Origin of the sequence: Mycoplasma collis ATCC 35278 (genome assembly GCF_000701825.1) — a bacterium.
GTDB lineage: Bacteria > Bacillota_I > Bacilli_A > Mycoplasmatales > Metamycoplasmataceae > Mesomycoplasma_A > Mesomycoplasma_A collis.
The window spans coordinates 1-23744 of sequence record NZ_JNJY01000002.1 but is presented as its reverse complement, the minus strand read 5'-3'; the positions used below and the strand labels follow the sequence as shown (position 1 = coordinate 23744).

Annotated in this window: 24 protein-coding genes and 2 tRNA genes; 20 read left to right on the top strand and 6 right to left on the bottom strand. The window is 22.0% G+C overall.

The window, feature by feature from the left end:
- Positions 1-101 precede the first annotated feature (101 nt).
- From T403_RS0100735 to T403_RS0100705, 7 genes are read left to right on the top strand one after another with little or no spacing between them, the layout of a single operon-like run.
- On the top strand, positions 102-842 hold the full coding sequence (locus tag T403_RS0100735; RefSeq protein WP_033160908.1) for a YebC/PmpR family DNA-binding transcriptional regulator: 741 nt from the start codon (positions 102-104) through the stop codon (positions 840-842).
- 10 nt (positions 843-852) lie between these two features.
- On the top strand, positions 853-1296 hold the full coding sequence (locus T403_RS0100730) for a transcription antitermination factor NusB (protein ID WP_051619023.1): 444 nt from the start codon (positions 853-855) through the stop codon (positions 1294-1296).
- 49 nt (positions 1297-1345) lie between these two features.
- On the top strand, positions 1346-1717 hold the full coding sequence (locus tag T403_RS0100725) for a hypothetical protein (RefSeq protein WP_033160907.1): 372 nt from the start codon (positions 1346-1348) through the stop codon (positions 1715-1717).
- Positions 1714-2445, top strand: coding sequence for a TlyA family RNA methyltransferase (locus T403_RS0100720; RefSeq protein ID WP_033160906.1), 732 nt, complete (start codon positions 1714-1716; stop codon positions 2443-2445). Before T403_RS0100725 ends, T403_RS0100720 begins: the two co-directional genes overlap by 4 nt.
- Positions 2438-3598: an aminotransferase class V-fold PLP-dependent enzyme gene (locus tag T403_RS0100715; protein WP_033160905.1), complete on the top strand. Its 1161-nt coding sequence runs from the start codon at positions 2438-2440 to the stop codon at positions 3596-3598. Before T403_RS0100720 ends, T403_RS0100715 begins: the two co-directional genes overlap by 8 nt.
- On the top strand, positions 3585-4031 hold the full coding sequence (locus T403_RS0100710) for an iron-sulfur cluster assembly scaffold protein (RefSeq protein WP_033160904.1): 447 nt from the start codon (positions 3585-3587) through the stop codon (positions 4029-4031). Before T403_RS0100715 ends, T403_RS0100710 begins: the two co-directional genes overlap by 14 nt.
- A complete protein-coding gene (locus T403_RS0100705) occupies positions 4021-4770 on the top strand; it encodes a MurR/RpiR family transcriptional regulator (RefSeq protein WP_033160903.1) in 750 nt (249 codons plus the stop codon). The genes T403_RS0100710 and T403_RS0100705 overlap by 11 nt, the downstream gene beginning before the upstream one ends.
- Positions 4771-4779: 9 nt before the next feature.
- On the opposite strand, the gene T403_RS0100700 is transcribed toward T403_RS0100705, so the two are convergent.
- Positions 4780-4854, bottom strand: a tRNA-Trp gene (locus tag T403_RS0100700).
- Positions 4855-5050: 196 nt separating this feature from the next.
- Between T403_RS0100700 and rpsP the strand changes: the two genes are divergently transcribed.
- The 8 genes from rpsP to T403_RS04120 all read left to right on the top strand — a co-directional run bounded on the left by rpsP (position 5051) and on the right by T403_RS04120 (position 11813).
- Positions 5051-5305 (top strand): 30S ribosomal protein S16, encoded by a 255-nt coding sequence (rpsP, locus tag T403_RS0100695; RefSeq protein ID WP_033160902.1) that lies wholly within the window; start codon positions 5051-5053, stop codon positions 5303-5305.
- A gap of 36 nt (positions 5306-5341) precedes the next feature.
- Positions 5342-6016, top strand: coding sequence for a tRNA (guanosine(37)-N1)-methyltransferase TrmD (gene trmD, locus T403_RS0100690; RefSeq protein ID WP_033160901.1), 675 nt, complete (start codon positions 5342-5344; stop codon positions 6014-6016).
- A complete protein-coding gene (gene rplS, locus T403_RS0100685; protein WP_033160900.1) occupies positions 6006-6362 on the top strand; it encodes a 50S ribosomal protein L19 in 357 nt (118 codons plus the stop codon). The genes trmD and rplS overlap by 11 nt, the downstream gene beginning before the upstream one ends.
- A gap of 50 nt (positions 6363-6412) precedes the next feature.
- On the top strand, positions 6413-7495 hold the full coding sequence (locus T403_RS0100680; RefSeq protein ID WP_033160899.1) for a M42 family metallopeptidase: 1083 nt from the start codon (positions 6413-6415) through the stop codon (positions 7493-7495).
- Positions 7496-7711: 216 nt separating this feature from the next.
- Positions 7712-8089 carry a hypothetical protein gene (locus T403_RS0100675; RefSeq protein ID WP_033160898.1) on the top strand — a complete coding sequence of 126 codons (378 nt, stop codon included), beginning with the start codon at positions 7712-7714 and terminating at the stop codon, positions 8087-8089.
- Between the two features lie 121 nt (positions 8090-8210).
- Positions 8211-9446 (top strand): DNA methyltransferase, encoded by a 1236-nt coding sequence (locus T403_RS04125; RefSeq protein WP_051619022.1) that lies wholly within the window; start codon positions 8211-8213, stop codon positions 9444-9446.
- Between the two features lies 1 nt (position 9447).
- Positions 9448-9873: a DEAD/DEAH box helicase family protein gene (locus tag T403_RS04205; RefSeq protein ID WP_051619021.1), complete on the top strand. Its 426-nt coding sequence runs from the start codon at positions 9448-9450 to the stop codon at positions 9871-9873.
- Positions 9861-11813 carry a DEAD/DEAH box helicase gene (locus T403_RS04120; RefSeq protein WP_051619020.1) on the top strand — a complete coding sequence of 651 codons (1953 nt, stop codon included), beginning with the start codon at positions 9861-9863 and terminating at the stop codon, positions 11811-11813. The genes T403_RS04205 and T403_RS04120 overlap by 13 nt, the downstream gene beginning before the upstream one ends.
- 84 nt (positions 11814-11897) lie before the next feature.
- On the opposite strand, the gene T403_RS04590 is transcribed toward T403_RS04120, so the two are convergent.
- On the bottom strand, positions 11898-13595 hold the full coding sequence (locus T403_RS04590; protein WP_033160897.1) for a sodium:solute symporter family transporter: 1698 nt from the start codon (positions 13593-13595) through the stop codon (positions 11898-11900).
- A gap of 212 nt (positions 13596-13807) precedes the next feature.
- Here T403_RS04590 and T403_RS0100655 point away from each other — a divergent pair, with 212 nt between their 5' ends.
- Entirely contained in the window at positions 13808-14992 is a 1185-nt protein-coding gene (locus T403_RS0100655; RefSeq protein WP_033160896.1) for a glycosyltransferase family 4 protein, read from the top strand.
- A 54-nt stretch (positions 14993-15046) separates the two neighbouring features.
- Here the strand turns inward: T403_RS0100655 and pyk are convergent, their stop codons facing one another.
- Together pyk and T403_RS0100645 are read right to left on the bottom strand one after the other, a co-directional pair.
- Positions 15047-16471, bottom strand: coding sequence for a pyruvate kinase (gene pyk / locus T403_RS0100650; RefSeq protein ID WP_033160895.1), 1425 nt, complete (start codon positions 16469-16471; stop codon positions 15047-15049).
- A 105-nt stretch (positions 16472-16576) separates the two neighbouring features.
- Positions 16577-16667: transfer RNA gene (locus tag T403_RS0100645), tRNA-Ser, on the bottom strand.
- A gap of 79 nt (positions 16668-16746) precedes the next feature.
- Here T403_RS0100645 and T403_RS0100640 point away from each other — a divergent pair.
- Complete coding sequence (locus tag T403_RS0100640) at positions 16747-17220, top strand: hypothetical protein (RefSeq protein WP_051619019.1); 474 nt, start codon at positions 16747-16749, stop codon at positions 17218-17220.
- Here T403_RS0100640 and T403_RS0100635 read toward each other — a convergent pair.
- On the bottom strand, positions 17165-18505 hold the full coding sequence (locus T403_RS0100635; protein WP_051619018.1) for a DEAD/DEAH box helicase family protein: 1341 nt from the start codon (positions 18503-18505) through the stop codon (positions 17165-17167). The two genes, T403_RS0100640 and T403_RS0100635, sit on opposite strands and share 56 nt — an antisense overlap.
- A gap of 9 nt (positions 18506-18514) precedes the next feature.
- Positions 18515-18982: a hypothetical protein gene (locus T403_RS0100630; protein ID WP_033160894.1), complete on the bottom strand. Its 468-nt coding sequence runs from the start codon at positions 18980-18982 to the stop codon at positions 18515-18517.
- A gap of 56 nt (positions 18983-19038) precedes the next feature.
- Between T403_RS0100630 and T403_RS0100625 the strand changes: the two genes are divergently transcribed.
- The 3 genes from T403_RS0100625 to T403_RS0100615 all read left to right on the top strand — a co-directional run bounded on the left by T403_RS0100625 (position 19039) and on the right by T403_RS0100615 (position 23534).
- Positions 19039-21699: an Eco57I restriction-modification methylase domain-containing protein gene (locus T403_RS0100625; RefSeq protein WP_051619017.1), complete on the top strand. Its 2661-nt coding sequence runs from the start codon at positions 19039-19041 to the stop codon at positions 21697-21699.
- A 290-nt stretch (positions 21700-21989) separates the two neighbouring features.
- On the top strand, positions 21990-22748 hold the full coding sequence (locus T403_RS0100620) for an Mbov_0400 family ICE element protein (protein WP_033160893.1): 759 nt from the start codon (positions 21990-21992) through the stop codon (positions 22746-22748).
- 93 nt (positions 22749-22841) lie between these two features.
- Positions 22842-23534: an Mbov_0400 family ICE element protein gene (locus T403_RS0100615; protein ID WP_033160892.1), complete on the top strand. Its 693-nt coding sequence runs from the start codon at positions 22842-22844 to the stop codon at positions 23532-23534.
- The last annotated feature ends 210 nt before the right edge of the window (positions 23535-23744 follow it).

Genomic DNA, 23744 nt, shown 5'->3' with positions numbered 1-23744 from the left:
TCGTTTTTATTATTTTTTCTATCATAAATTAGTTATTTAAACATAAAATTTTGCATTTTTTAGTATAATTTTTAACAATATTTTATTATAAAGGGGTTAAAATGGCAGGACATTCTAAATGAGCGAATATAAAGCATAGAAAAGGGGCGCAAGATGCAATAAGGGGTAAAATTTTTGCAAAATTCTCCAAGGAAATAATGGTTGCAGCTGCAAAAGGAGGGCCAGATCCTGAGTCTAATTCAACTTTAAGACTTGCAATAGCAAAAGCGAAAGCCAAATCTATGCCAAAAGCTAACATTGATAAAGCAATTTCAAAAGCTACAGGAAATTCTAAAGAAGGTTCATCATTTAAAGAATTAATTTACTCTGGAACAATCACAGGAGGAGTAACTTTTTTAGTTATAGGGCTAACTGATAATATTAATAGAACAACTTCAAACATTCAATCATTATTTAAAAAGGCGAATGGTACATTAGGAAAGCAAGGAACTATTCCTTATGTTTTTGATCAATTAGGATTATTAGAAATTGATAAAAAATTAATTGATGAAGAAAGTTTAATGTTATTCGCTCTTGAAAATGGAGCTTCTAATTTCGAAGCTAATGACGAGGTTTATGAAATTTATTGTGAGCCTAGCAATTTTTTAAAACTTAAAAAAGCATTAGATAATGAATTTAACTTAGAATATAAAACAGCTGAAGTTACTTATATTCCTAATCAATATATTCACTTAGAAAAAGAAAAAACTGAAAAAATTTTAGAACATGTTGAAAAATTTGAATCAGATGATGATATTCAAGAAGTATTTCATAATGTTGATTTAGGTGTTTTAGAGGAATAATTTTTAATTTATGGAAGTTAAAAAAAATAAAATTAAAAATAAAACAAGAACTGAATATAGAAGATTTATTATTTCCATTTTGTATCAATATGAATTACAAAATTTAATTGTAAATTTAAAAGATGTAAATAATAAATTTAATTTATCTAAACAAGAATATAAAACAATAAATTTTATTAGCAAAAGGTACAATTTTTTAAAAAGTTTTATTATTAAATTTTTAGCACGAAAAGAAGCAACTTGAATAAATACAAAACCAATAATTAGGTCAATATTAATTTTTGGAGTTTTTGAACTTTTATATTTAGATAAAAAAATCGTAATAAATGAATTTGTAGAATTAACTAAACTTTATACTTTAGAAGAAAAAGAAAATGATTATAAATTTGTTAACGCTGTTTTGGATAAAATTAGTCAATTATTCAAAGGGAATCAAGAGTACGATACAAATTAAAAATTATTTAAAAAAACAAAATTCATGAATTAAATATAAATTTATTTTAGTGAATAAAAAAGTTCATTTTATTAGTCTTAAATTTAAAAATTTATTTAATTTAAATTTAACCTTAGATAATATAAAAAAAATTGAACATTCTCTTTGTTTTAAATTAAATGAAGAAACTTTTGAGTTTATAGGCGAGTTAATTTTTTCAAAAGAATTATCAATTCAAAAAAAAGCGATCGAAATTCTTAAAATAGAATTATCAAATTTTATTTTTTTTAAAATAAAATCATTTAGCGCTTCAACAAAAAGTAAATATTTTTTATATGAACAAAAAGCAAGAGAACATTTTAATAAATTATCAATTGTTTTAATTGAGCAAACTTCAAATTTTAATTTTTTTATTCAAAAAATATTAGGAATTTTTTATTAAATGAAAAAAAATTACTAGATTTAGTTGTTGAAAAAGGTTATGAAAACGCTGAAATACTGATTAGAATAGGGAAAGTGAAAGTAGATAATGAAGTTAATGTACTTCCTCATTCTAAAGTAAATATCAATAGCGTTATAAGTGTAAATTATGATAAAAAAAAGTGAGTTTCACGAGGTGCTTTTAAACTTTTAGAAGCAATAAAAAAATTTGGTTTAAATTTTGAAAATAAAATAGTTTTAGATATAGGTTCTTCAACAGGTGGTTTTAGTCAAGTTGCTCTTGAATATGGTGCTAAAAAAATTTATGCCTTAGATTCTGGAACGAATCAGTTAGATTATTCCCTAAGAATAAACAACAAAATTGTTGTAATGGAGAAAACAAATTTAAAAAATATTACCTTTGAAATGTTTAATGAAATAATGGATATAGTTGTTTGTGATGTATCATTTATTAGTTTAAAAGAAGTATTTAAAGTTCTTGGTAATATAACTAATTTAAAAACAAAAATATTTTTATTGATTAAACCACAATTTGAAGCTTCTTCAAAATATGTTGATAAGGGTGGGTTTGTTGATGAAAAATATCATTCATTTTTAATTGACAAAATTAAAAATTTTGCTTTAAACTATAATTTTAAATTAATGAACTTAACAAAATCTCCAATTTTAGGCAATAAATCAAAAAATCAAGAATATTTATCATTATTTGAAAGGTTTGAAAATGGATAAAAATTATCGAAATTTATTTCCAATGTTAAAAAAAATAACTTATTTAGATAATGCCGCTTTAATGCAAAAACCTTCTTCAGTTATAAAAGCGGGGGTTGAATTTTACGAAAACTTTTCAATTAGCAATAGAACTATCGATTCTAGATTAGGGCTTAGAATTGCAAAAAAAATTAACGATGTAAGACAAAAAATTGCAGATCTAGTCGATAGTTCTAGCGATGAAGTTATATTCAATTCAGGAACTACACAAGCATTAAATAATTTTTCACAAATGATCGAACCTTTTATTGAAGAAAATGATGAAATTATTATTTCATACTATAATCATAGCTCCAATATTATTCCTTGAATTGAAATTGCAAAAAAGAAAAAAGCTAAAATAATTTATTCAGAAACAATAATTGAAGATATTAATGAAAAAACAAAAATTATTTGTTATAGTCAAGTAACAAATAATTTTAATAAAAAAATTGATTTAAAATTTTTATATAAAAAAGCAAAACAATTTAATGCTATTTTAGTAAATGATGCTGCTCAAGCTATTTCTAGTGAAAAAGTATCTTTAAAATTATGTGATGTTATAGCTTTTAGCGCTAATAAAATGTACGGGCCAACAGGTTTAGGGTTTTTAATTATTAAAAAAAATCTTTTAAAAAAATTAAAACCTAATATTTTTGGTGGTGGTTCGGTTGAAAAAATTGTTGATCTTAATAATAATTTATGAAATAAAAAAAATAGTATTGAACAATATGAACCAGGTACATTAAATTTAGCAGCTATTTGACAATTTGAATATTCACTTGATTTATTAAAGGAAATAACATTAAAAAAAATAAAAGAAAAAGCAACAAAAGTTGCTGAATATTTATATGATAAGTTACTGAAAATTGATGATTTGATAATTCATTCTAATAGAGGTGATTTAATTACATTATTTACGATGAAAAATAGTTCCGCTCAAGATATTGCTTCTTATTTAGGACATAAAGATATTTATGTAAGAAGTGGGACTTTTTGTTCTAAGCTTATCCCATTTATAAAAAATGAACAAAATTATGTAAGAGTATCTATTGCTTTTTATAACAATAAAAAAGATATAGATACTCTAATAAAAGCATTAAAAGAAGGAGGTAATTTTTTTGAATTTCTCTAATGACGACAAAAGAAAAATCATTATGGATCATTATTTAAATCCACGTAATAAAATTAATAATATTGATAAACAAAATAGTCTTTATCTACATAGTAATAATTGCGTTGATGAAATATGATTAAATTTAGAAATAAACCCAAATAATAAAAAAGTTGAAAAAGCAGAATTTGAAGCAATAGGATGTGCTGTATTTTTAGCTTCTAGCGATATATTTTTAGATTTAATAAAAGATAAAAATATTGATGAAATAAAAAATATAATAATCAATTATGAAAATTTAATCCAAAAAAAGAATGTAGAAATAAATAAAATTATCTTAGATAAACTTCTTATTTTTGAAAATGTAAAAACACATTTAAATAGATTAGAATGCGCTAATATGATAAGTAAAATAATTACTAAAAAACTTGAAAATGAGGAATATGAAAATTAAACATTTAAATTTATATGCAAAATTAACACATAGCGAACAAATTTTAGAAGAATGAATCGAAGAAAATCCTGAATTATTTGTAAAATTAACTGCAAAAGAAATATTAAATCATTCAATTTTAGCTTCATCATCAATAGTATCCAAATATGCCAAAAAAATTGGTTATGCTAATTTAAAAGAATTAAAAAATTATGTTTTAAATCAAATAAAAAATGAGCCTAAAAAAATTAATGACGCTTTTTTTAATCCTACATTTTATTTACATTCTAGATATAATTTGATCATAGATGAAATATTTAAAAATATTTCTAATAATTTTTTAGAAAAAAGTTATAAATTTTTAAAAATGACTTCTAAAATTTATATTTATAAAGCTAAAAACTTTAATTTTTCATTTAAAGATTTTGAAACATATTTTGAAAAAAGAAATAAAAAAATCGTTTATTTTGATAGTTATGATTTTTTGTTAAATAATTATGAATATAATGATGAATTATTACTTTTTATAGATATTGATCCTGAAAATTCTCACAATGAATTTTTAAATTCATTAGAACATTTAAAAATTAAAAGCATTATTTTAAGTAAAAATGGTTTTCAAACTAATACTAATTCTGAAATAATTAACTTTTTCAATATAAATGAGAATAATTTTAAAGATATAGATTTTTTTCAAAATAATTTTAAAATTACTTGCATTTTTATTTTAGATTTATTAATAACTATTTTCGAAAAGTAATAAAAAAAATGGCAGAGGTGACAGGACTCGAACCCATAACACACGGGGTTGAAGCCCGTTGTTCTACCATTGAACTACACCTCTACACAAGTAATTCTTTTCTATTATACAATATATTATTAATTTTTCAAAATTTATTATCTGAAAATCAAGTTTTTTGTTTTTTAATTTAGTAAAGCAAAAATGCTTGATTTTTTTTTATTTTAATGTAAAATATTTTTATTATTATTTTTTTAATTTAAATTTATAAATTAAATAAAATCAAAAGAAAGGTAAAAATATGGTAAAACTAAGATTAAAACGTTTAGGAAATAAATTTAACGCTTTTTATAAAATAGTTGCTGCTGATGCTAGAGCTCCTAGAGATGGAAGATTTATTGAAATTTTAGGACATTATAATCCACATTCAAAAGAATTAAAAATTCAAAAAGATTTAGTTTTAAAATGATTAAATCAAGGCGCTGTTCCAACTCAAGTAGTAAGAAATTTACTTAAAAAAGAAGCAATTTTTAAAACATTCGCTGAACAAAAATAATAATATTTATCTAAAAAACTAAGAAAAAATATTTTTATGAAAATAAATTTTTTAACACTTTTCCCTAAATATTTCGAAGCTTTTAAATCTGAATCAATTATCGCAAAAGCAATTGAAAAAAAAATAATAGAAATTAATATTATTGATATTAGAGATTTTTCACAAAGTAAGCATAAAAAAGTAGATGATGAAATATTTGGTGGCGGTCATGGAATGCTTTTGCAAGTAGAACCAATTCATTTAGCTTTAAAAACAGTTGGTGGAGTAAAAATTGCTTTAAGTCCTCAAGGTAAAGTTTTTAATCAAAATATGGCTAAAAAATTTTCAAAAGAGAAAGAAATTACTTTTATTGCTGGAAGATATGAAGGTTTTGACGAGAGAATTATTGATTATTTAGTTGATGAAGAAATATCAATAGGTGATTTTGTTTTAACTGGAGGTGAATTACCATCTATGGTAATTGCTGATTCAATTATTAGGTTAATTGATGGTGTAATAAAAAAAGAATCACATGAAAATGAATCATTTGAACAAAATTTGTTAGATTTTCCTCAATATACAAGACCGAGAAACTATAACAATTGATTAGTTCCAGAAGTTTTATTTAGTGGTAATCATAAAAATATTGAAAACTGAAAAAAAGAAAAACAATTAGAAAAAACTAAAAAAAATAGACCTGATCTATTAGAAAGGATAGAAAATGCAAAATAAATTAATTTCTCTTGTTGAAGAAAAACAACTAAAAACTAATTTACCTAACTTTAGAGTAGGTGATAATGTTAGAGTTCACGTTAAAATTAAAGAAAATAATAAAGAAAGAATTCAAGTTTTTGAAGGTCTTGTTATTGTTAAAAACAGTACAGGATTAAGAGAGATGTTTACTGTTAGAAAGATTTCTTATAATGTTGGTGTTGAAAGAACATTTCCTCTTCACTCTCCATTAATTGACAAAATTGAAGTTGTTCGTTCAAACAAAATAAGAAGAGCGAGATTATACTACATGAGAGATAGAAAAGGTAAATCTGCTAGATTAAAAGAAATAAGAAACAAAAAATAAAGCTTTTTAAGTTTTATTTTTTTTATTAAATTTAAAATTAAGGAGAAAAAATGGTAAATAAAAATGCAATTTTTAAAAGACTTAAAGAATATATGGAAATCCATGGTATTTCAGGTTTTGAAGAAGATGTAATTCAAGCTATTAAAAAAAATACTAAAGATGCTAATGTAGAATTTGCTAGAGATGGGCTAAATTCACTAATCATAACTAAAAAAAATCATAATAAAGGACCTAAAATTTTATTAGCTGCTCATGTTGATGAAGTAGGTTTTAGAGTTTTAGATATTAATGATAATGGGCAAATTTTAGTATCTGCAGTTGGAGGAGTTTGACCTCTTGTATTTATCGGAACAAAAGCTAAATTAATTTCTTCAACTAATAAAGAATTTTATGGAATTTTTGGCCATACTTCTATTCATATTTTAGAAGCTGAAAAAAGACTAAAAGCTCCAACAATTAAAGATATGTATGTTGATTTTGGTTTTAAAAACAAAAAACAAGCTCAAAGCCAAGGGATCGAACCTGGGGATAGAATTTATGTTCATGGTGAAACTATGAGATTATTTAATCCTGATTTAGTCGCGGGAAAAGCTATGGATAATAGAGCAGGAGTTACTGTTTTGGATTTTGTGGTAAATTCATTAAAAAATGAACAATTACCAAATATTCCTTACTTTGTTGGAACAACACAAGAAGAAGTGGGGACAAGAGGAGCGAAAGTTATAGCTAATTGAATTAATGCTGATGTAGCTATTGTAATTGATACAGGTGCATCACATGATACACTTAACGCAATGAAAGGAATTCCTGCTGTTGGTAAAGGTGTAGCAATAACAATGATGGATTTTGAAACAATTATCAACACTGAATTAGTTAAAATATTTTTTGATTTAGCTAAAAAGCATGATGTTCCTATCTATAAATATGTTGCGCAAGGTGGTGGAACTGATGCTGCTGAATTGCAATATGGTAAAAGAGGTGTTCCTACTATTTCTATTTCTATTCCTCAAAGATATTTACATTCACCAATTGGTGTAGCATCATTAAATGATATTAAAAATTGTATAAAATTGATTAGTGAATTTTATAAAGTATTTGATGCTAAAATGCTAGAAAGCATTAGAAAAAAATAATTAAAAAACAAAATTATTTGAAGTATCACTTTTATTTAAAAGTGGTATTTTTTTTATTAAAAATTAAATTAAATACTGTAAAAAATATTGAAATTCAGTTTTTAAAACTTAATTATTTTTTTTATCTAACAAAAAATAACTTAATTTAATTAATTACTTATTTAAATATTCAGGTTGTAGTATTATTTAATTATTATATTTTAAGATGGAGGAAATATGAAAAATTTAAAAAATTACTTTGAAAAATTAGAAGAATTAAAAAATAAAAACGGTATCAAATATATAAATGATGATCAAGAGGCGCTTATAAAAAACATTTTGAAAAAATTTGAAGGTGATGAATTTTTATTAGAACAAATTTATAAGCTTTTAATTCAAAGAATTAAATTAGGTTTTAGATTTGATGCTGCGCCAGAAAGTGAAAATAGTATTATTTCACTTTTAGTGAAAGATGAAAAATTATCAATCAATGATAATTTTTTAACTAATAATAAAAATCAATTAATAATTGGTGAAAATTATGATGCATTAAAAAATCTTTTAGTGCTCCAAGAGAGAGAGAGAGAGAGAGAGAGGATGCAAAATATAATATAATTTATATAGATCCTCCATATAATACTGAAAAAACTAAAGAAGAAGGCAATTCACTTGCTAATGATAAAGAAAATATATCAGCAAGTACATTTTCATATCGTGATCGTTTTTCAAGAAATGGTTGACTAAATATGATGAATGAAAGACTTTCATAGCTAGAGATCTTTTAACTGAAGATGGAATTATTTTTATTTCAATTGATGATAATGAACAAGCTTATTTAAGAATTTTAATGGATGAAATTTTTGGTGAAGAAAATTTTATTGCAAACATTATATGAAATAAATTAAATGCACAAAATGATGCTAAATTTTTTGAATCAAATCATGAATATATTTTAACTTATGCAAAAAATATTCAAAAATTTAAAATTAACAAAACTTTTTATAACATTAATTCTATTTCAAATCAATCATTAGAACAAAAAGGTATTGATGGCTATTTGTATAAAAGAAAAAATATGGGTCAATCAATATATTTCAATCCTGAAACTAACGATATAAAAATTTTATTAGATTATGATCCGAAACAAGTTAATGAATTTTCAGGTATGGAAATTTATAAAGATAATCATGAATTACTGAAAAAAAATTATCAAATAATAAGACCTAGTTTGTTTAATGGTAAATTAGGGAGATGAAGACTTAGTAAAGAAACTATGGAAAAAAAGATAAATTTATTAAGTGTAAAATTTATCAAAAATTTATATAAAGTTTACGAAAGAAAAGAAAAAAATGAAAAATTAAACACTTATAAATCCATTATAAGCGAAGATATTAATAATTTAATTTTTAATCAAATTAATAATTTAAATTTTGAAAATGATATATTGAATATTTCATCATCAAAAGGATCGAAAGATTTAAAAAAATTAAATTTAATTTTTCCATACTCAAAAAATACAACACTAATAAAATATTTAATAAATTTACATCCTAATAAAAATGCAAAAATTTTAGACTTTTTTGTTGGTTCTGGGACAACTGGACATGCGATTTTAGAACTAAATAGAGAAGATGGCGGAAATAGAACATTTACCTTAGTAACTAATAATGAAAATAATATAGCTTATGATATCACATATGAAAGATTATATAAAATAATTAAAGGTGTAGGCACTGATCAAAAAACTAATTTTCAATGAATAGAAAAAAATAAACCTTTTTTGAATACTTATTTAGATGTCTATAATATTGAATATTTTAATATTTCAATTAATGAAAATGAAGACACAATTGAAAATATTATTAAAAAATTTAAATTAATGCTTGAAAATTTCGGCATTAAAAATTTACAGCTTTATAACGAAACTGAAATTTTATTAACTTTGAAAAAATTAATGGCACTTAGAAAATAAAATGCAATTATCAAATATACAATTACAAGCTGTAGAAAAAATTGTAAAAAATTATCAAGAAGAAAAAATAATCCAATTTCAAGCTCCAACAGGTAGCGGAAAAACCTTTATGATGGCTAATTTTATAGATAAATTAATATCAGAAAATTATAATGATAATTTAGTTTTTATTATTGCTACATTATCATCTGCTGATTTGCCTAAACAGATGAAAAATAATTTAGATGATTATTTAAAATATTTAAATAATAAATTTGAAATAATACTTAAAGAATCGCCTACTAAATCTAAGGATAAATTACCCAAAGATAAAGATTTTTCATTTTATGCAAAAAAAATCAAGTTTATATTTTTGGTAAATCTTCTTTTGGAAAGGATAGAATTTTTACAGAAAGACAAATTATTGAAGATTTTGTGTTTCAATTAAAAAATGAAGATTTAAAATTAGTTTATATTAGAGATGAAGCTCACTATGGAGGCACAATAAAATTAGATTCATATGAAAAAACATTTGAAAATTTAATGTTGGAAAATGCTGATTTTATTATAAAAATGACAGCAACTCCAAAAGGCAATGAAAAATTAATTAAAATCACTGAACAAGATTTACAAAACGATAATATAAAATTAATTAAAAATGAAGAAGTTTTTAATAAAAACATCAAAATTTCAAATAAAAGTGAAATTGATTCATTTCAATTATTGAACATTGCGTGTAAAGAATTTAATGAAGTAAAAAAACAATATTTTTTAGAAAAAGAATTAAAAAATATCCAACCTGCAATGCTTATTCAAGTTTCTGATAAAACAAAAAATAATAGCGAAGAATTTGATGAAAATATTGAAAAAATAATAAAAATTTTAGAACAAAATAATTTGACATGAGCAAAATATTTTTCAGATCAAAAAATAGATTCTAATTCAAGAATAAATTTAAATCTTGAAGAAATATCCAAAAATAATTCAGATATTAATGCAATAATTTTCAAAGTAGGTCCAGGTGTTGGGTGAAATATTCCAAGAGCTTGTATGCTTATTAGATTGAGAAATGTTTGTTCTGAAACTTTAAATATTCAAACTTTGGGAAGGATAAAAAGAAACCCAAATCCAACAGCTAATTATTCAAAAAATTCTATAGGATTAAAATATTTTGTTTATTCAGATAATAAATTAGACATAAAAGATAAAACTATTTTTAATCTTAAAAAAGAATTAAGAAAAGAAAAATTTTTTAGTGGCGAAATGCTAATAAAAAATAAAAAAGAAAAAATAGTTATTAATTATTTTAAATTATGAGAAAAATTTGAAATTTTTTTAAATGATAATGCGATTGAAATATTTCAAAAAATTAAAAAATTTTTCAATCTTTATCAAAATTCAAATAATGATAATGATAATAATTTAAATAAAAATCTCGAATTTAATAAAGATAAAAAAATTAATCAAAATTTAAATGATAATAACAAATATTTAATTAATGAATATAAAATGATTAAATCAGAAAATAATGAATTTGTTAAATATATTATTTCAAAAATTTATAATGAAATTGATTTAAAATTATTTGTTATCAAGTTTTTAAATAAACATAAAAATATTTTTTCTTCTTTTATTGTAGAGAATATTAAAAATTGATTTTTTAAACAAAATAATGAATTTAAAAATTTTAATTTATTTCTTTATACAATATTTAAAGAATATATTTCCAACTTCGAAGATATTTATAATGCCTTTTTAAAAAATATTGAAAATAAAACTGAATTATATGAAATAGAAAAAACAAATTTTTTACCCGAAAATTATGAAGAGGTATTATTAAAAGAAAAAACTCAAAAAGTTTATGCTAATGATTATGCTTATAAAGCAATGATAGATGCTGTTAAGACTTACAATAAAATAGAATTAAGTTATACTTCTGAAAATGAAAATATTTTTATTTCAGAATTAGAAAATTTTCCATTGGAAAAAAAAGATTTTTTTATCTGAAGTAAAAATTTACCCCATAAAGGTTTAAGTTTTGAATACTTATTAGAAGGAAAAATCTTTAATTCTTATCCTGATTTTATAATTTTATATAAAAAAAAGCATTATCTTTATTTTGAGGTAAAAGGCAAAAAAGATATAAATCCTAAAAAAACAGAAAATATTTTAAAAGCATATAAAAAATATATTGAAAATTATAATAATAATTCATCAAAATCATTATTAAAAAATGAATCTGATATCTCATTAATTATTTGTAAAATTGAGTCTAAAAAAGAAAAGATAAAAGTAGAAGGCGCAAGTAGCAATCCTAAAATCGATGAAAAATTAATAAGTGGTAACAATGAACTTTATGATATTTTTGAAATTTTAAACAAATTATAGTAGAATTTAAAATTAAATTATCATTCAAAAAATAAATTAAAAAACCAGGTAAACAATTACCCGGTTTTATTTTTTTTATCAAAATTAATTTTGAGCTTCAACAATTTTTTCTAATTTTTCAATTTCATTTAAAATATTTTGATAATCAATTTCATCTTGATTTATCTTAGAAATTTTTAGTAATTTTTTTTCTAATTTAATTAATTTTTTAAATTCTGCACTTTTTGTTCAAATAGTTAAATTTGTTAAATTATTTTGTTTAATTTTGAAAAAATGATTAGTAATTATTGATACTAAATAACTTATTAAAATAACAATTGTAAAACTAATAATAGTTAAATAAACTCCAGTTTGAAATTCAAAAGTTTTAGTTATAGTAGCAAGTATTCAAATTGGTAATGTTACAATAAATGATGTTATAACACCAGTTAAAGCTCCGATTCAATTTGTTCTTTTAGTAATAATTGCTAAAAAGAAAATACCAGCTAAAGGAGCTCCTAAAAGTCCTACTATTCCTAAAAAGTATTCAATTAAATTTTGTTGCTTTGTAGCAGCGATTAAAATTGTAACTAGAAATCCTAAAACTCCGAATGCTGTTGTAAGAATATAAGAGAGCATTAATTTAGTTTTTTCTTTAATTTTTATAAAAACAACTAAAATGTCATCAATAAATGTTGTAACTAAAGAATTTAGCGAAGATGAAACAGTTGATTGACTAGCTGCAAATATAGCTGCTACAACTAGCCCTGATATACCCATTGGTAAAACTTTAATAATATAATTTGATAACAATAAATTATTAGCAGCTTTTTCAACACCTACAATTGTATCAATAGCGTCTTTACGATCAACATCTACTCCTTGTGATGAATAGTAAGAGTATAAAACACTTCCAGCTCCATAGAAAAGTAAAATTGTTATGGCAACTAAAATAATATTAATATAAATAGATTTATATGTTGTTGCAATTGTTTTTCCTGTTTTATATCTTTGTACAATATCTTGGGAAGCTGTATATGAAAACATAGTTGATATATAACCAGATACAAAAATAAAGAATATACCACCTTGTGCAGCAGATATTTTTCATTGATCTTTAGTAAATAAAGTGTGATATTTAAATGTAGATGAATTAAAATCTGTTTTAGCTAATCCAAAAATTATAATTAATATTATTCCTAACATTAAAACAAAACCTTGAATAGCATCAGTATATAATACTCCTTTAAAACCACCTAAAAATGTTCCAACTATTACAATAAAGGAAATTATAAATAATAATAGATAAATATTTATATCTACAAAAAGTGAAATAGTTAATGTCGGAATGTAAATAACAATCCCGATTCTAAAAATATGAAATAATATAAATGATAATGATCCGATTATTCTTAAAGAATAATTAAATCTTTGTTGTAAATAAAAATATGATGTACTACCTTTTATTCTACGATAAAAAGGAACAATAATTTTAACTAAATAAGGGGTTATAGCTAAAATTGTAAGTTGCCCAGCAACTCACATTCATCCTGTTTTAAAAGCAAGTCCAGGTGTTCCTAAAAATGTTAAACTACTTAAAGCAGTTGCTCAAATACTTAAAGCAACTACAATAGCCGGAACTTTCATATTTTTTGCTGTTAAATATTTTGAAGAGTTAAATTTTTTATCTTTCCTACTTTGTCAAAAGAAAAAAGCAGGAACAGCTAAAACACCTAACATATAGAAAATCATAACTACTCAGTCCAACCATGTAAATGCATTTTTTGCACTTAAATTTTCCATTTTTCTCCTTAAAATTTTTTTAAAAATAATTTAGAAGTTAATCTTCTAAAAAAATTTTAAAAAGATTAAATGGTTGTTATTTTTCAATTAAAAATTATTTCCTTTTTTTTTTTTTTTTGTTTCAAAGTTTAAAAAAAATTTCATTATTTAATTTTTAAAAATTTAATTAAAAAACATAATTTTTATTTTTTTATTTGCTATATAATTATTTAATGCAAAAAATTAGAATTTTAATTGTTTCATATCATAATCAAAAATATATTGGTGGAATTGAAACTTATCAATATTTATTAACAAAATATTTACCAAAAGATAAATATGAAATTTACGAAATATTTCATGAACTAGAAGATGAAAAAAAGAATAAGGATTCTAAATTAATTGTAAGAAAAGAAGAAGGTAATAGCATTTTATTACCAATACAAAATAAACGCAATCAAGATTTCATTTGTAATAGTCAATGTATCTTCAATGGAAAAAACTTTTTCAAATCTATTTTAATAGGTCTTCAAATTTTTTTTAAATGTAAAAAATCAACAAAATTTTATGATAAAAAATATAATTTTGACATCATAATTGATAATACTGTATTTTATAGATTAACAAAAGAAAGAAATAAAACATTTTTTGTTCAACATTCTTCACCATATGGTTATAAAACGGAATTAACAAGAATAAAAATAATTAATAAGTTAATTTATTTTTTTGCAAAATTATTCAAAATAGAAAAAATTAGTTATTATAAAAATTTTGTTTTTTACTCTAAAGAAGATGCTAAAGAATTTAATTTAAAAAATAAAAACGAATTCCAGATTTTTTTGCCTTATTTTCAAAATTTTAATTTTTCGAGTGAAAATGAAATTTTAAAAAGAAAAAATATTATTTGACGTGGTAGAATTATCGATCCTCAAAAAGGAATCAAATGATTAAAAGAAATTAGCTCATATATAAATGATGATATTTTTGTTTATGGTAATGGCCCTGCTTCGAATTTGATTTCAAATATAAAAAATATAAAATTAATGCCTTCATATAAAATAGAAAATTTACCAAAAATTATTAATAATTATAAATTTAACTTTATAACTTCTAATGAAGAAGGGGCTTGTTTTGTCGCTATAGAAAGTTTAGCTAATGGAGTTCCGATAATAACTAGAGACACTTATTTAGCAGCAAAATTTTATGTAGATAATGGTAAAAATGGACTTTTAATTCCTAAAGATGCTACTATTGAACAAGCTACTGAATTAATAAATAATTTTTTAAAAATGGATGATGAAAAATATTTAGAAATGTGTAAAAATGCATATGAATTTGCTAAAAAACATTTTTCAGTTGAAACATTTATAAACAAATGAGAAAATGCAATTGATACAGTTTTAAAAAATAAAAAATAAAAAAAAATCATTTTATAAGCTTTTTAGCTCTAAAATGATTTTTTTATTTAAATTTTAATAAACACCTTTAATTATTTTTTCATTTTCAACAATTAAAAATTTATCACCTGGCTTAGCCCCGAAAGGTACAAGTGCTTGTTTTGAAAAATGTGGATTGCTTTTTATTTTTGAAAATAATTCAATTGAATTTTTTGAAACAAAAACAGAAGAAGTTATTCCAAATGCACCTATTAATTTTTCATCATTTAAAATTCCAATAATTGCAGTATCAGGCCTAAACATAGCAACTTTTTTTAATAATTTTCCAGTTCTTGATAAAACAATAGTAAAACGATAATTATCATTCATTGTTAAGTGGGCAATTTTATGTGCAATTCTTGCTCTTTTTCCTTGATTTATTTTAGCGATATTAGCTAATTGTACAGAGTAAAATAATTTATTGTGAAATTCTTTTTCTGCTCTTTCAGCAATTGTAGACATAACTTGAACAGATTCTAGTGGAAATTTCCCTTGTGCTGATTCTCCAGAAAGCATAGTAGAGTCAGAACCTAATTCAACAGCTAGATAAACATCTGTAACTTCTGCTCTTGTAGGATGTGGAGAATTTTCCATCGAATCTAACATTTGAGTAGCTACTATAACTGGTTTTCCTACTAATCTACATTTTCTTATTATAAGTTTTTCATAATAAGGAACATCTTGATAAGGAATTTCTAATCCTAAATCACCTCTCGCAATCATTATTCCATCTGATGCTTCGATTATTTCATCAATTTTATTAATTGCTACATTTGATTCTATTTTTGAAATTATTTGAATATGTGATGCATTATTCATCGCTAATAATTCTCTTAATTGATTAACATTATCAGCTGAATTAACAAATGAAGCCGCAATGTAATTAACGTTATTTTCAATCCCGAATAAAACATCATTTACATCTTTTTCTGATAAAAATGGAAGCGTAAATTCTACTCCTGGTAAATTAATTCTTTTATTTGATTTTAATATATGTGCGTTAACAGTTTTAACATAAACAGCGCCAGGTTCAATTTCAACAACTATTGATGATAATTTTCCATCATCAAATAAAACTTTATCGCCAATTTTTAAGTCTTTTTCCATTTCGTATGAAACAGTTACAACTTGTGAATTTCCATGAAAATTTAAATATGATTCTTGATCAGTTAAAATTTTTAAAATTGTATTACTTTCGATCAAACTTGAACCATTTTCCATTTTACCAATTCTAATTTCTGGTCCTTTTGTATCGAGCATTATAGAAATAGGAACATTTAATTCTTCTGATGCTCTTTTAGCATTATCAAATTTCATTTTTTGTTCTTCATATGTTCCATGTGAAAAATTTGCTCTTATTACGCTAACTCCATTTATTATAATTTTTTTTAATAAATTATAATCTTGGGTCGAAGGTCCAATTGTCGCAACAATTTTAGTTCTTTTATCAATTAAACTCATTTAAAAATACCTCTTTATTTTTTTATTTTTAATTATACATTTTTAAATTAAAAATAAAAAAAAATCCTTGAATTTTTTTCAAAGATTATGGTGATAAAAATCAAATGGCGGAATAGACAGGATTTGAACCTGCGCGAATATTGCTACTCCTAATACGTTTCCAACGTATCCCCTTCAGCCTCTTGGGTACTATTCCATATTTTAATATTATAACTAATTTTTATAAAAAGTGAAAATGTAAAATGAAATAAAAAATAATATAATATAATTTGAAAATGAAAAAAAATGATGAAAATATTGACATTGATATTATTAAAATTTTATTACTCGATCAAACAAAACAAACAAATATTATTTGGGCTAATGGAATAAAAAAAGAAAAAGAAGAAATTAAAATATCTTTATTTAAAAAAGAAAATATAAATTTTATAAAAAAAGGATATTTAAAAAATTTTGAAAATAAAAATTTTAGAAAAAAATTTAAAGCTGAAGTTTTTACCCCTCCTTGAGTTTGTAATGAACAAAACAATCAACTTGATGAAAAATGATTCGGATACAAAAACGTTTTTAATCGAGTAAAAGGAGAAAGTTGAGTCCCAACAACAAAAAAAATTAATTTTCAAAATAAATCTTGAACTGATTATATTTTAACTAAAAAATTAGAAATAACATGCGGAGAAGCTCCATATATCGTTAGTAGATATAATGTTTTAGATGGTTCATTAATGGAAATTTATGAACATCATTAGGCGAAGATATATGATATAAAAATTTTATTATTTCTTTTTCGTGTACAAAAGTTCCAATTTTATTTTCATTTATTTTTTCATTACCATCTTTTTCAATGTTTCCAGTTCAAGTTCTAAAAAATTCTTTAAAATTAAAAGTAATATCGTTTTTTTCTTGAAACTTATTCTCTAATTTTAAAGCTTCCGACAGATCGATTGTTAATATTTGCATAGATGGAAGTTCCTCATAAGGATTATGATCTCCAAAATTCTTTTTATATCATTCTTTTTTCATTTTTTGTTCTGAAACATAATCTCAAGCAAAAATTTGATCATCATTAAAATTATTTACTTCCAATAAATTAAAAGGCGTTCCTGATAAATATAATATTTTTAAGCTAGGTGATTTTTCTTGGAATGTATTAATTAATTTTTTACCTTTATCAGTTAAAGTGCCTTCATGCGCTTCATCTACAACTAAAAAATCTCATTTTTCTTCAAAAATAAACTTATTTTTTTGATGCTTTCCCTCAACTGATTTAGATCCTCTTAAATCTTGGATAGAAGCAAAATAAATTTTTGTATTTTTTTCCTCTCAAGCTTTATTAGAAAAAGTTTTTTTATTAAAAAATCCATACTTATTTTTATTTTCAAAAACAAGATTAAATTCATTTTCTCATGATTCATTTAAAACTGGTCTATGTGTAATAATTAAAACTTTTTTAAAAATTTCTATTTCTTTAATTAATTGAAGTGTACAAATTGTTTTTCCAAAACGCATTTTGGCATTTCAAAGAAAATATGAATTTGTTTTATTTTTGTTTAGAAAATAATTTTTAGCTCTATTTATAGCGTCTTTTTGCTCAGATCTTAAAGTAATTTTTTTATGTTCAATTGAATTTGTATTGTTAAAACTTTTATATCCTTTTTTAGCTGCATTTATTGCTTCTAATGCTTGATCAAATGAACATTCAAATCATTCTCTAGAATTTTCCAATCTTATTTGTTTAATTCCGGAATTTTGTAAAATCTTATGAATTTCTTTATCATCTTTATAATTTATTGCAATTTCAGTATGTAAAATTTCATATTTTATACCAGATGTTTTTGTATATTCATCTATTCTTTTTTTAGCTAATTTATTTAATATTTCATCATTATTTTTTGTATCTAAGGCTATGTTATAAGCTGATGTTTTTCCAATTTTTAATAGTTTTGCATGTTTTTCAGAATCCGGAAATCTCATAACATAAATAATATTAGTGGCTGTTGTATCTAAATTAATTTTATCAAAATTTTTATTCATTTTTTTCTCCTATTTTATTAATTTAACAAATTCAAAAACGCATTTTTTTTTGCTATTTCAATTTTTTATTTTTGAATAAATTCCTATATGTTTGTTATTATTTTTTTTCACACAAGCATTACATTTTTCGTATTCATCTTTATCATTAAATAAGCTAATTTGACTGTTTTTTTTATCACAAGAAAATGGAATTATGTATTTCAAACCATCCATTTGTCAAAAATTCCATGAAATTATATTTGCTATTTTTTTCTGTTTTCCTAAAGATGGAAATTTTTTAAATTTTTGAAAATAATAATCGTTAAATGATAAAAATAAATTTACTCTTGCAATAAATAAATTATCTCCTTGAAATTCAAAACCATAAATTGATTGATAAGCCTTTTGTGTTCAAATAAATCAATTTTTTTCATCACAATTTTCATAAATTACCCGCATTTTTCTATCTAAAATCCCAATTCTATTTTTAATTTCCATTTACGAATTCCAAATATAAAGAAAATTTTAGACATACATTATGAGCATTGCCCGGCGTGAAAGAGGCGAAAGCTTTATCAAATTTATTAAAATTACATCCTAATTTTCAAGAATATAAAATTATAAATATAGCGGGCAATGGTGATGATGAAGAAGAAAATAAAAATGCATTAGATCTTGTCCAAAAAGGAATAGGAAAAAAACCAGAACAAACTAAAACAATTACATTAACATGTGGAAAATTAACAACTGGGGTAACCATTCCTGCTTGAACGGCTGTTTTAATGTTATATGGTTCTTCAAACACATCCGCAATAAGTTATTTACAAACTATTTTTAGAGTTCAAAATCCAACTATTATTAGCGGTAAAACTAAAGAAAAATGTTATGTTTTTGATTTTGCACCAACAAGAGTTTTGAATGTAATACATGAAGCATTTAGTTCTGATAGAAATAATACTTATAATAAAAATTTAAAAATACAAGAATTTTTAAACTTTTGTCCAGTTATAAATTATAACGGCTCAAAAATGATTAAATATAATTCTGAAAATTTAATAAAAGAAGTAAAAAATATTATCGTTGAAAGAGTTGTAAAAAATGGTTTTTATAGTATGGAACTTTTTGACAAAAACTCTTTTTCATTTAATGATGAAGAGCTTGAAAAATTTAAATATTTAAAAAAAATTATAAAATCAAATCAAAATTTGAACAAAAATAATATTGAAATTAACGATCAAAAAATATCTGATGGAACTAATGTATTGAATAATTTTTTAGAAAAAAAAGAAAATAACAATAAAAACAATGAAATAAGAAATAAAAATAAAGAAAAAAAAGATGCTATTGATATTTTGAGAAATATTGCAATAAGAATTCCGCTTTTTATTTATTCATTTGATTTTGAAAAAATAGATAATATTTCAATAGATAATTTTACTCAGTTATGCGATGATGAATCTTGAAAAGAATTTATGCCTCCAAAAGTTACAAAAAAAGTGTTTAATCAATTTATTGAATATTTTAAAAATGATATTTTTCAGTTGTCAGCAAAAAAAATTTATAACAAACTTGTTGAAATAGATAAATTAGATGTAATAAAAAGAATTTTCGAATTAATTAAAATATTTTCTACATTTAAAAACCCAGACAAAGAAACAGTTTTAACACCATGATTAGTAATTAATCAACATTTAGGGAAAATACTAGGTGGTTATGTTTTCTATGAAGAAAATAATCAAGAAAATTTAATCGAATTTACTAAACAGTTAAATTTTTATTTTGAAAAAGGTTATAAAGATGAAATGTTTTTAAATGAAAAAATTTTTAATCTTGATTCAAAAATTTTGGATATAAATGCAAAATCTGGTTTATATCTTTTATGAGTAGCTTTTAATATTTTTTATATTCAAAAAAAAGCAAATCCAAATTTAAATGAAAAAAAATTATGAAATAGAATAATCCAAAATAATATTTTTGTTATTTGTAGAACAAAAATGACAGCATCTATTGTGAATAGAACATTAATTGGTTTTGATAAAAATGTTAAAGCAAATATTTTAGTAAAGGAAAACATTGTTGAAGAAATGAAAAATCAGTATAAAAACAACTATAAGGAATTATTTAATGAAATAAAATCTAATTTTAACTTAAAAGAAAATATAAATGAAAATTTTATTTTTGATGCTGTTGTAGGTAATCCTCCTTACCAAAGTATCTCAAGGCAACAAATATATACTGATTTTTATTTATTGTCTATAAAAATAGGTAAAATTGTTTCATTGATTTTTCCTACTGGTTGACAAGAACCTAAAAACAGTAATAATTTAGAAAAAATGAATAATGATAGAATTAAGAAAGACAAGCAAATAGTTTTTATCAATAATAAAGAAAATGTTTTTAAAGGAATTAAAGGTGCTCAATGAGTTAATTTTATTTTGTGAATAAAAAATTATGATAATAATTTAAAAGGTAAACAATTAATTATTTTTTCTAAAGATAAAAAAGAAATTAAATTACTTCCAATTAAAAAAAGCGATATACTAAAACAAAAAGAAATTGAAGAATTATCGTCTATTGTTATAAATTCAGTCGGTTTTATATCTATTCAAAATAAAATAAAAAATCAAAATAATTACAATATTTTAACTAATGCTTTTGAAATTGATGAATTAAATAATACAAATAAATTTTCTGATAATGCATCAATTCAAAATAATATTAAAGTTTATGGAATTTATAAAAGAACAAAAAAAATTAAATATACAAATAAAATTAATTTTAAAATTGATAACACTTTTTTTAATAAATACAAAGTTTTTGTTCCAGAGGCTTGAGGCAATTTTTCTGAAAAATATTTGGGTGGGGCTTATAGCAATATAATAATTGCAAAACCTAAAGAAATAGCAACAAAAACTTTTTTAGAGCATTTTGATTTTGATAATTTAGATAAAGCTAAAAAATATGCTAAATATTTAATGACTAGATTTCTTAGAGCCTTATTATTTAAAAATAAACATTCCCATCATACAAGAACTGCTTGAGAAGCTATTCCATATCAAAATTTTGAGGAGACATGATGAGATAAAACAATAAATGAAATTGATGAACATTTAATGAAAAAATATAATATTCCAGAAAATATAAGGGAATTTATTTATAAAAATATTCAACCAAAAAATGAAACTAATATTGATAATTTTATTTTTGAAAAATAAAATATATTATTCTTTATTCTCTATTTTATTTTGTATCACATTTAAAAAAAACAATAAATAATATTTATAAATTTATTAAATTAAAAACATAAATAATAAAAAAAGATTATATTGATTAATTCCGTTTGTAATTGTGTCTATAATTTCAATAATAGGTATTATTTTATATCTATAATAATAGATATAGTTAAGCTAAAAAAATAAAATAAATCAAAGACTAATTTTTTTGATTTTTTATTTCGATTTTTAAATGCAGTATAATTTAATTATTACTTTCTAATGGAGAAAATATGAGCGATAATTTACCAAAATACAAACAAATTTATACAAAAAATAGATCAGTTGTTTTTAATAGAAGTTTAGAACAATTATCACACAGATCTATTATTATTTTTTATGATGATTATTATAATGAATATCATTATATAAAAACTAGAAGTTCATATGATAAAAATGGAAATAAAAAGAATAAATACGAAGGTGAAATTTTTATTCCAGCAGCTAATAAAGGTTTATTAAATACTGATACTTATGTAGATACTACACAAATTTATTCAATTAAAAAAAACGATTTAGAAAAAATTGTTAATAAAAATTCAAATATTTTTTTAACTACAAATCATTTTACAAAAAATCAGATAAGAGAAATTTCATTATCGTTAATGCGTAATTTAAGAAAAAACGAACCTTTAGTTTCTTGAATTGAAGTTAAGTTAGATCAAAACAGCAAACCAACTCCCACTTTAAAATATTGCCATAAAAAATATATTAATGAAGTTACAAAACACGTTACAGATAACGAAAAGAAATTAAAAATAGAATATTATATTTTAGAAAAATTAAACCAAAATGAAACGACTATAACAGATTTAAAAAGTCTAGGAGCTGAAGTGAAAACGGAATTAGATGATTATGAACATACTTGAAAAAATGAAGAAAATGAAATAATCGAAGATGATTATGTTGAAGAATATTATGATGATGAAGATTATGAAAATGAAATAATCAAACAAATAAAACGAGAAGAAGAAGATGAAATGGAGATGTAAAAAATAAAATAAACCAAAGCTTATGTGCTTTGATTTTTTATTTCTAATTTTTAATTACGGTATAATTTAATTATTAATTTTAGAGGAGAGAATATGCCATTAGAAAAGATGAAACCATTTTTTACAAAACAAAAATATACAACTGTATTTAATCGTTATGAAGAGCCTATTGAACACCATCCATTAGTTATTCTTTATGATGTTCGCTTTCAAAGATATTATTATTTAAAAATTAGAAGTGCATATAATGCAGGTGGAAAACTAAGAAATAAATATGATGGAGAAATTTTTATAAATAAAGCAGCAAAAGGTTTATTAAGTAGAGATAGTTATGTTGATACTACTCAAATTTTTTCAATTCCTGAAAAAGAATTAGAGAAAATAGTTAATACAAATGATGTTTTATATTTGGATACAGAAAATTTCACAAGAAATCAAATTGATGAAATTTATGAAAATTTAATGCATAATTTGGGACAAATTCCCCCATACGTTTCTTTAGTTAGAACAAAATTTAATCCAGTTAAAAATGATTTTGAAGCAAAAACTTTATATTCACATCCTGAATTTATGGAAACAGAATTTAATAGAACTAAAAGAATAGATAAATTAAATTTTAAAAAGTGAATTTTAAATATACAAAATCAAGAAGAAGAAGTTTTTATTGAATTAAAAAATATTCGTCTTTCTGCAAAAACAGAGTTACTATACAGTGAAAAAGACCAATATTATGAAAATAAAAGGCTTGAACAGCAACAAAAAGACGAAGATGAAATGGAGATGTAAAAAAGCGGAATTAAACCCGCTTTTTTATTATTTATTTGCACTTTTTCAGTTAATAAAATATTTCATATTGATTTTAATTTAAAATATATTTAAATAAATTATTGATAAAAAAGTTATTTTTTTATATAGAGAAAGATATGTACAAAGCTGCTAATTGAGAAAAGTTTAATGATAAAAAATACTTGCAAGAATTAAAAGAAAATATTATAA